This window comes from Fodinicola feengrottensis (assembly GCF_039530045.1).
Classification (GTDB): Bacteria; Actinomycetota; Actinomycetes; order Mycobacteriales; family HKI-0501; genus Fodinicola; species Fodinicola feengrottensis.
This window is the reverse complement of the sequence record NZ_BAAANY010000005.1, coordinates 78865-87545: the sequence shown is the minus strand read 5'-3', so window position 1 is coordinate 87545 and position 8681 is coordinate 78865. Positions and strand designations below refer to the sequence as shown.

General features: G+C 67.1%; 9 protein-coding genes. 8 read left to right on the top strand and 1 reads right to left on the bottom strand.

The features are described 5' to 3' along the window. Nucleotides 1–213: 213 nt before the first annotated feature. The 7 genes from pgsA to ABD301_RS06580 all read left to right on the top strand — a co-directional run bounded on the left by pgsA (nt 214) and on the right by ABD301_RS06580 (nt 6305). Entirely contained in the window at nt 214–810 is a 597-nt protein-coding gene (gene pgsA, locus ABD301_RS06610) for a phosphatidylinositol phosphate synthase (RefSeq protein ID WP_163570279.1), read from the top strand. Next, nucleotides 807–1736, top strand: coding sequence for a phosphatidylinositol mannoside acyltransferase (locus ABD301_RS06605; RefSeq protein WP_163570281.1), 930 nt, complete (start codon nt 807–809; stop codon nt 1734–1736). Before pgsA ends, ABD301_RS06605 begins: the two co-directional genes overlap by 4 nt. 4 nt (nt 1737–1740) lie before the next feature. Further along, complete coding sequence (locus ABD301_RS06600; RefSeq protein WP_344308110.1) at nt 1741–2931, top strand: glycosyltransferase family 4 protein; 1191 nt, start codon at nt 1741–1743, stop codon at nt 2929–2931. Continuing rightward, on the top strand, nt 2928–3437 hold the full coding sequence (locus ABD301_RS06595; RefSeq protein ID WP_344308108.1) for an NUDIX hydrolase: 510 nt from the start codon (nt 2928–2930) through the stop codon (nt 3435–3437). The genes ABD301_RS06600 and ABD301_RS06595 overlap by 4 nt, the downstream gene beginning before the upstream one ends. Nucleotides 3438–4025: 588 nt before the next feature. After that, nucleotides 4026–4940, top strand: a complete 915-nt coding sequence (gene pdxS, locus ABD301_RS06590; RefSeq protein WP_163570286.1) for a pyridoxal 5'-phosphate synthase lyase subunit PdxS — start codon at nt 4026–4028, stop codon at nt 4938–4940. Continuing rightward, complete coding sequence (gene pdxT, locus ABD301_RS06585) at nt 4937–5545, top strand: pyridoxal 5'-phosphate synthase glutaminase subunit PdxT (protein ID WP_344308106.1); 609 nt, start codon at nt 4937–4939, stop codon at nt 5543–5545. Before pdxS ends, pdxT begins: the two co-directional genes overlap by 4 nt. Before the next feature lie 10 nt (nt 5546–5555). Next, nucleotides 5556–6305: a YebC/PmpR family DNA-binding transcriptional regulator gene (locus tag ABD301_RS06580; RefSeq protein ID WP_344308104.1), complete on the top strand. Its 750-nt coding sequence runs from the start codon at nt 5556–5558 to the stop codon at nt 6303–6305. A gap of 83 nt (nt 6306–6388) precedes the next feature. On the opposite strand, the gene ABD301_RS06575 is transcribed toward ABD301_RS06580, so the two are convergent. Beyond that, a complete protein-coding gene (locus ABD301_RS06575; protein ID WP_344308102.1) occupies nt 6389–7744 on the bottom strand; it encodes an MFS transporter in 1356 nt (451 codons plus the stop codon). Between the two features lie 217 nt (nt 7745–7961). On the opposite strand from ABD301_RS06575, the gene ABD301_RS06570 reads away from it, so the two are divergent. Then, a complete protein-coding gene (locus ABD301_RS06570; RefSeq protein WP_344308100.1) occupies nt 7962–8651 on the top strand; it encodes an esterase/lipase family protein in 690 nt (229 codons plus the stop codon). Nucleotides 8652–8681 lie beyond the last annotated feature (30 nt).

Below are 8681 nucleotides of genomic sequence, written 5' to 3'. Positions count from 1 at the left end.
CCGGCCTTGCCGGCGCTGCTCACCTGCCCTGACTCCGCTGATTTACCCGCCATTCGAATCGCCTCCCGATCGCGTTCACCGACGTGTGATCGATCCCACACCCGATGGGCGCTCGGGACAACCCCACGAAGCACCTCTGCTGCGCCTTCTTCGGTCGCGGTTAGGCTGAGCGAAAGTCCAGCCCGGTCGGGCCGACCTCGGATCGGGGTGACGATGCTCAACGTGTTCGCCCGCGCCCGGGTGTCAGCCGCGCTGGCACCGGTCGGCCGCGCGCTGGCACGCGCGCACGTCAGCCCCAACGCGCTCACCGTGGCCGGGCTGATCGGTGTCCTGATCGGCACCATCGGTCTCGCCGCCCGCGGCTATCTGCTGCTCGGCGTCATCGTCGTGACCATCTCCGCCTTCACCGACGTACTCGACGGAGCGGTCGCGAGGGCCAGTGGGAAAAGCTCGAAATGGGGTGCGTTCCTGGACTCCACCTCCGACCGGATCGCGGACGCGGCGATCTTCGGGTCGCTGATCTTCTACCTCGCGAGCGTGCACCGGCCGGTGGCGGCGACTGGCGCGATCGTCAGCCTGGGCGGCGCTTTGACCGTTTCGTACGTCAAAGCGCGTGCCGAGAGCCTCGGATACACCTGCGAGGTCGGCATCGCCGAGCGCGGCGAGCGGCTGATCGCGATCGGTGTCATCACGTTGTTGGAGGCTTTTGGGGTGCCGTACGCGCTGGAGGTCGGGCTCTGGTTAATGGCCGTCGCCTGTGTGGTCACGGTCGGGCAGCGGATGTACGCGGTCTGGTTGCAGGCCCGATGAGCCGGCTGGCGGAGTCGCTCGCGGCGGCCGGCTACCTGGCCGGGTGGCGGCTCGTACGCGCGATGCCCAAGCCGATGGCGGCCGCTCTGTTCCGTATCGCCGCCGATCGGGGCGCTCGCAAGAACGGAAAAGGCGCGCAGCAGTTGCGGGTCAATCTTCGCCGGGTGGTGGGACCAAAAATCAGCGAGGACGAGATGGAACTGCTCGTCCGCGACGGCCTTCGCTCGTACGGCCGCTACTGGATGGAGGCGTTTCGTTTTCCCTCCATTCCCTTGAAAACGCTGCATGACACGCTCGATATGGCCAACCCCGAGCTGCTCGACAAACTGCACGCCGGCGGCCAGGGAGTCATTGTCGCGCTGACGCATTCGGGTAACTGGGATCATGCCGGCGCTTGGGCCGCGTACCGCGCGATGCCCGTCGTTTCGGTGCAGCAGCGGCTAAAACCAGAGGTTCTCTATGACCGCTTTGTTGCTTATCGAGCGTCGATTGGAATCGACATCCTGCCGCTGACCGGCGGCGATCGGTCCACAATGGACATTCTCGCCGAGCGGCTGGCGAATGGTCAGGTGGTCTGTTTGCTGGCCGACCGTGACCTTTCCAGCAGCTCGATCGACGTCGACTTTTTTGGCTCCACCGCGAGGATGCCGCCCGGTCCGGCCCGGCTCTCGGTGCGGACCGGCGCGCCACTGATCGTCGCTCAGCTCTGGTACGAGGACGGGGTGACCGCCGGAAACCTGGTCGGCCCGATCGTCCCACCGCCCGATGTGGACGAACGTACCGCGGTGGCGGCGATGACCCAGCAGATGGCGGACGCCTTCGCGGACAGCATCCGGGCGCATCCAGCCGACTGGCACATGTTGCAGAAGGTCTGGTCGACAGACCTCCCCACAGACCTCCCCGCGGCCCTTCCCGCGGCACAGTGACGCCGTGCGGGTGGGAATGGTCTGCCCTTACTCCTTCGACGTCCCCGGAGGAGTGCAGAGCCACGTCCGCGGTCTCGCCGAGGCGCTGATCGAACGCGGCCACCAGGTCAGTGTGCTGGCGCCGGCCGAGAACCTGGCCGCGCTGGCGCCGTACGTGGTGTCGGCCGGAAAGTCCGTCGCGGTCCGCTACAACGGTTCGGTGGCCCGGCTCGGCCTCGGTCCGGTGGCGCTCGCACGCGTACGCCGGTGGCTGCGCGCGGGCGTCGACGGCCTGCCCTTTGACCTGCTGCACGTCCACGAGCCGCTCGCGCCAAGCCTGTCGTTGCTGGCGTGTCTGGCCGGCCGCGGCCCGATCGTGGCCACCTTCCACACCTCGGTCGAACGGTCGCGAGCACTGGCCGCCGCCGAGGGCTTCCTGCAGCCGGTGCTGGAGCGGATCACCGGCCGGATCGCGGTGTCGCCGTCCGCCCGGAAGGTGCAGGTCGAACACCTGGCCGGCGGCGGAGTAGAGATCCCGAACGGGGTCGCCGTCCGGACCCTCGCGGCCGCCGAGCCGCTGCCCGGCTGGCCCGGCGCCAGCGGCGCGATCGGCTTCCTCGGCCGGTTCACCGAGCCACGGAAGGGATTTCCGGTGCTGGCCGACGCGTACGTCCGGCTCGCCGCCCGCCGCCCTTCCTTGCGTCTGCTGGTCGCCGGCCCCGGCGATCCGGCCGATCTTTTTGCGATGGTCCCCACCCGCCGCACCGACATCCTCGATCGCATCGTCGTGCTGCCCCGGCCAACGGCGGGGGCGCGGTTGCGGGCTGTCTCGGAGGGGGACAAGCAGCGGATGCTGCGGAGTGTGGATGTGTTCGTGGCGCCGAACACCGGCGGTGAGTCCTTCGGGATCGTGTTGGCCGAGGCGATGGCGGCCGGCGCGCCGGTGGTCGCGAGTGACCTGGACGCGTTCCGGCAGGTGCTCAACGACGGCAGCGGCGTACCGACAGGGCGGCTGTTCCGGGCTGGCGATGCGGCCGATCTCGCGGGCGTGCTGGATCGGCTGCTGGACGACGCGGACGTACGCGCCGACCTCGCGCTGCGGGCCTCGGCGAGCGTCGGCGCCTTCGACTGGTCGGTGGTCGCCGAGCGAGTCGTCGAGGTGTACGAGCTGGTCGTGGCCGCGGCCGGCGGGGTCCTCACGGCCGCCGCGCGGTGATCTTCGGGTGGCTCGCCGTCGCTGGGGTGCTGGCGGTTTTCGCGCTGCTGGTCTACCGGAGCTGGACGGCGTACCGGATGGACCGCCTGCACGACCGCTGCGAGGCCGCCCGCGCCTCGCTCGACGCGCAGCTCGTCCGACGGGCCGCCGCGGCCGACGCACTCGCCCGCGACCATGTTCTTGCCGACGACCACGCGAAACCGCTGCTAGATGCCGTACGAGCCGCGCTCGCCGCGGACTTCGAACACCGGGAGCTGGTCGAGAACGACCTGACCCGCCACCTCTGTGCGCTCCGGTGGCCCCCGGGTGACCCGCGACTCGGGCCCGTCACGGCAGTCGCGAGCCGCATGCTGGTCGCTCGGCAGATCTACAACGACGCCGTACGCGACTCGCTGGCCCTGCGCCGTCGCCGCCTACCCCGTGCCCTCGGCCTCGCCGGCCACACGCCCGCGCCCCGCTACTTCGACATCGACGACTCCCTTCCCGGCCGTACCCGGAGTCCTTGAGCCGTTTCGAAAACAGTCCTGCGGCGCGAAACTGTCGTACCGATGCTGTTTTCTAGCCCCCTCCCTTGAACGGGCGGGGGGTGGGTTTGAGGACCGACGTCCACTAAAAATTGCAAATTTGCCTCTCGACCCACCCCCCGCCCGTCACTGGGTGGGGGCAACTTTTGCGGTTGGGTACGACAGTTTCGCGCCGCACCTGGGTCTTTTCGCGGGTCGGCGAGATAGCCAGCGGCCTGGGTCCGCGCAGGGGGACGAGCGCGACGCACGTCAGCAGCCCGCAACACTCAACGTCACCCAGTCACGTGCTTGTTGCTACTGGTAGTGAGATTCGTTGTTGATCTTGCTTAGTTTGCCTACCCAAAACGGGCATGGGCCTGAATTGTCCTTTTGGGGTAGGCAAACTGAACAAGATCAACAACTTCGACACCGACTCCGGCGCCGCTCCGGCACTCCGACACCGAATCGGAGTGATGGCGGCAACACAAGTGTGTGGGGTGACAGTGTACAGCCGTACTAGTACAGTTGACGACAGTAGAGTGGCGGGCAGCAGCGCCGGCCGCGAACAACGTGTCGAAGGGCTGTGAGAGCGTGTCCGCTTCCGTAACTGAGACTCCCGCCGACCGCGAGGTCGGGACGCAGCAGGTCAAGCGGGGCATGGCGGAGATGCTCAAGGGCGGCGTGATCATGGACGTGGTCACTCCCGAGCAGGCCAAGATCGCCGAGGACGCCGGCGCGGTCGCGGTGATGGCGCTGGAGCGCGTGCCGGCGGACATCCGCGCGCAGGGCGGCGTCAGCCGGATGTCCGACCCGGACATGATCGACGGCATCATCAGCCAGGTCTCCATCCCGGTGATGGCCAAGGCCCGGATCGGCCACTTCGTCGAGGCGCAGGTGCTGCAGAGCCTCGGCGTTGACTACATCGACGAGTCCGAGGTCCTCACGCCGGCCGACTACGCCAACCACATCGACAAGTGGGCGTTCACGGTTCCTTTCGTGTGCGGCGCGACCAACCTGGGCGAGGCGCTGCGGCGGATCACCGAGGGCGCGGCGATGATCCGCTCCAAGGGTGAGGCCGGTACGGGCGACGTTTCCAACGCCACCACACACATGCGGCAGATCCGCGCCGAGATCCGCCGGCTGAGCAGCCTTCCCGAGGACGAGCTGTACGTGGCCGCCAAGGAGCTGCAGGCGCCGTACCAGCTGGTCGCCGAGGTCGCTCGTACGGGCAAGCTGCCGGTCGTCATGTTCACCGCCGGCGGCATCGCGACCCCGGCGGACGCGGCGATGATGATGCAGCTCGGCGCCGAGGGTGTGTTTGTCGGCTCCGGCATCTTCAAGTCCGGCAACCCGGCGCAGCGTGCCGAGGCGATAGTCAAGGCGACCACGTTCTTCGACGACCCCGACGTGATCGCCAAGGTGTCGCGTGGCCTGGGTGAGGCCATGGTCGGCATCAACGTCGAGCAGCTGCCGGTCGACCACCGGCTCGCCACCCGCGGCTGGTGAGTACGCGACCTTCGGTCGGCATCCTCGCCCTGCAGGGTGACGTACGCGAGCACGTGTCCGCGCTGGCCGCCGCCGGCGCGGACCCGGTACCGGTACGCCGCGCCAGCGAGCTGGACGGCGTCGACGGGCTGCTGATCCCCGGCGGCGAGTCGACCACCATCTCCCGGCTGGCCCGGATCTTCGACCTCACCGACCCGATCCGCAAACGCATCGCCGCCGGCATGCCCGCGTACGGCTCCTGCGCCGGCATGATCATGCTGGCCAACACCGTTCTGGACGGCCGCCCGGATCACGAGGGCTTCGGCGGGATGGACGTTGTCGTACGCCGAAATGCGTTCGGACGGCAGGTCGACTCGTTCTCCGCGGACGTACCGGTCGTAGGATTGGAAGGTGAGCCGGTTCACGCCGTGTTCATCCGGGCGCCGTGGGTGGAGTCGGCTGGCGCTGACGTACGAGTGCTCGCCCGGATTTCCGGCGGTCCGGCCGACGGTAGGATCGTCGCGGCCCGGCAGGGAGCGCTGCTGGCCACCAGCTTCCACCCGGAGCTGACCGGTGACCGGCGGATCCACGCGCTCTTCGTGGAGATGGTTCGAGAGCAACAGTAGGAGGCGTGTGATGTCCGGCCACTCAAAGTGGGCGACCACGAAGCACAAAAAGGCCGTCATCGACGCCAGGCGCGGCAAGATGTTCGCCAAGCTGATCAAGAACATCGAGGTCGCGGCCCGGACCGGCGGCGGTGACCTGGCCGGCAACCCGACGCTCTATGACGCCGTCCAGAAGGCGAAGAAGACGTCCGTACCGAACGACAACATCGACCGCGCGGTCAAACGCGGCGCAGGGCTGGAAGCCGGCGGCGCCGACTACCAGAGCATCACGTACGAGGGATATGGCCCGTCGGGGGTGGCCGTGATGGTCGAGTGCCTGACGGACAACCGCAACCGCGCCGCCGGCGACGTACGGACCGCGATGACCCGCAACGGCGGCCAGATGGCCGACCCCGGCAGCGTGTCGTATCTGTTCACCCGCAAGGGCGTCGTGCTCGTGCCGTCCGCCGGCCTCACCGAGGACGACGTGCTGATGGCCGTGCTGGAGGCCGGTGCCGAAGAGGTCAACGACCTCGGTGAGTCTTTCGAGGTCGTCAGCGAGCCCACCGATTTGGTCGCGGTCCGCAAGGCCTTGCAGGACGCCGGCATCGACTACGACTCCGCCGAGGCCAGCTTCGTACCGAGCGTGAACGTCGAGCTCGACGAGAACAGCGCACCCAAGGTTTTCAAGCTCATCGAGGCCCTCGAGGACCTGGACGACGTGCAGACCGTCTACGCCAACTTCGACGTCTCCGACGAGGTCATGGCCTCCGTCGACTAACCAGATTCTTATTGATCAAGGAGAGGTGGTGCACTTTCTCGGAGAAAGTGCACCACCTCTCCTTGATCAACTTAGAACCCACATCAGGCGCTCGGCGCGGGTGTGGCAGCCGCGGCGGCGGCGGCGGCGGCGGTCGAGGCTTTGGCGCCGATGGTTTCGGGCAACAGGAGAGCCGAACCCAACGTACAGAGGGCCATCAAAGCCAGGAATGCGGAAACCGAAGCGGAGGTCCCGGTGGCGGCCAGCAAGGCGGTCATCAGGAACGGCGTGCCGCCACTGACCAGGATCGACGCCAGTTGGTACGCGAGTGAAGCGCCCGAATAGCGGACCTCCGGGCGGAACAGTTCGCTCAGGTACGCGGCGAGTGGGCCGTAGATGAGGCTGGAGCCGAAGCCGCCGACGGTGACCGCGACCAGGATCAGGCCGAGCGACGCGGTGTCGACGAGCCAGAACATCGGGAATGCCCAGAGGGTCAGGATGACGGCGCCGACCAGGATCAGCGGGCGACGGCCGAGCCGGTCGGAGAGTTTGCCGGACAGCATGATGATGCCGACGTTCACCGCGGACGAGATGAGCACGATCAGCAGCAGGCCGTTGCGGTCCAGGTGCAGTGCTCGAGTGCCGTAGTCGAGCAGGCCGGAGATGCTGACGTAGAAAATCGAGTTACAGGCGAAAAGCAGCCCGGCGCCGAACAGGATGGGTCGCCAGTGCTGGCGAATGACCGCCAGCAGTGGCGATTTGGCGGCCGCGGAAGGTGAAGCGGCGCGCTGGGCCTGTAGTTCCTTGAATGCCGGAGTGTCCTCGAAGCGCAGTTGGATGAAGGCGAGTACGGGGAAAAGCAACGCGCTGAAAAGGAACGGCACCCGCCATCCCCAAGAACCGAAAGAAGTCGCGCTCATCGACGCGCTGGCGACCAGGAACGCGACATTTCCCAGAATAACCCCAATAGGTACGCCCATCTGACAGAACGACCCGGCCAGGCCGCGATTGCGTGAGCTGGCGCTTTCGGTCAACAGCAAGGTGACGCCACCCCATTGTCCGCCGACCGCGATGCCCTGCAGGAAACGCAATGACACCAACAAAACAGGCGCGAGGGCGCCGATGGTGGCGGCGGTGGGCAACAGGCCGATCAGGAAGGTCGCGCAGCCGGTGATCGCGAGGCAGGCGACCAGTGCGGGTTTGCGGCCGATGCGGTCACCGATGTGACCGAAGATCAGCCCACCGATCGGCCGCGCGATGAAGCCAGCCCAGAAGGTGCTGAACGCCAACAGCGTGCCGACCAGCGGGGACGCGTACGGGAAGAACAGCTTCCCGAAGACCAACGCGGCGGCGGTCCCGTAGATGAAGAAGTCGTACCACTCGATGGAACTGCCGATCAGGCCGGCGGCCATCAGCTTTCCGAGCGAACGCGGCTTCTCGGCGATAGTGGTAGTGGCCATCGGAAGTCTCCTTGCGGGTGGGAGGAGGCTGGCGCGCGAGGCAAACTGACCAGTCGGTCCGTACGACCGTGACAGGGGTCACACCGCCGTGTCAAGAAGCGTTTACTTGACGAAGCGGACGGATAGCTCAATAGTCCTGACATTTGTCAGCGTTTGACTAGGAAATATCCGGATAAGCTCATGCCTCCGAGAAATCCCGACCGAGAGGTAACCATCCATGAGAGCCCTGATCCGGGCCCTGGCCACACTTTTCGCTGTCCTCACCGCGACCGCGATGGCCGTTCCGGTCGCCGCCGCGCAGGCTCACCTGCCGGTGATCTTCGTGCATGGCTTCGCGCACGTTTCCGGACAGCAGCACGTCTTCGACAACATGGTCACCCAGTTCGAGTCCGGCGGCTGGACCGCGCAGCAGCTGGACGTGTGGACGTACGACTGGAAGCAAAGCAACGTCACTACCGCGCAGCAGTTGGCGACTGAGGTCGACCGGCTGAAGAAGGCGACCGGCGCGGCGAAGGTCGACATCGTCGCCCATTCGATGGGGTCGCTGTCGTCGCGCTATTACCTCAAAAGCCTGGGCGGTACGGCCAATGTCGCGCACTGGGTGTCGCTGGGCGGCCCCAACCACGGCGTCAGCGGGGCCGTGCTCTGCGGGTTCTACGACTCGTGCGACGACATGAAGCCGAACTCGCCGATGCTGCAGGTCCTCAACAGCGGCAACCCGACACCTGGCCCGACCAAGTACGAGACGCTGCGCAGCCCGTACCACTGCGACCTGCTGGTGCCGGACGACAGCGTGATCCTCACTGGCGCGACCAATCTGAGCATCGACGCCGACTGCACAGGGCACCTGAACCTGCCGAAGAACTACACGTTCATCGACACCGCCGCCGATTTCCTGAACAGCTGAGCCGCTGACCGGCGGGCGTGTCGGCGGGAG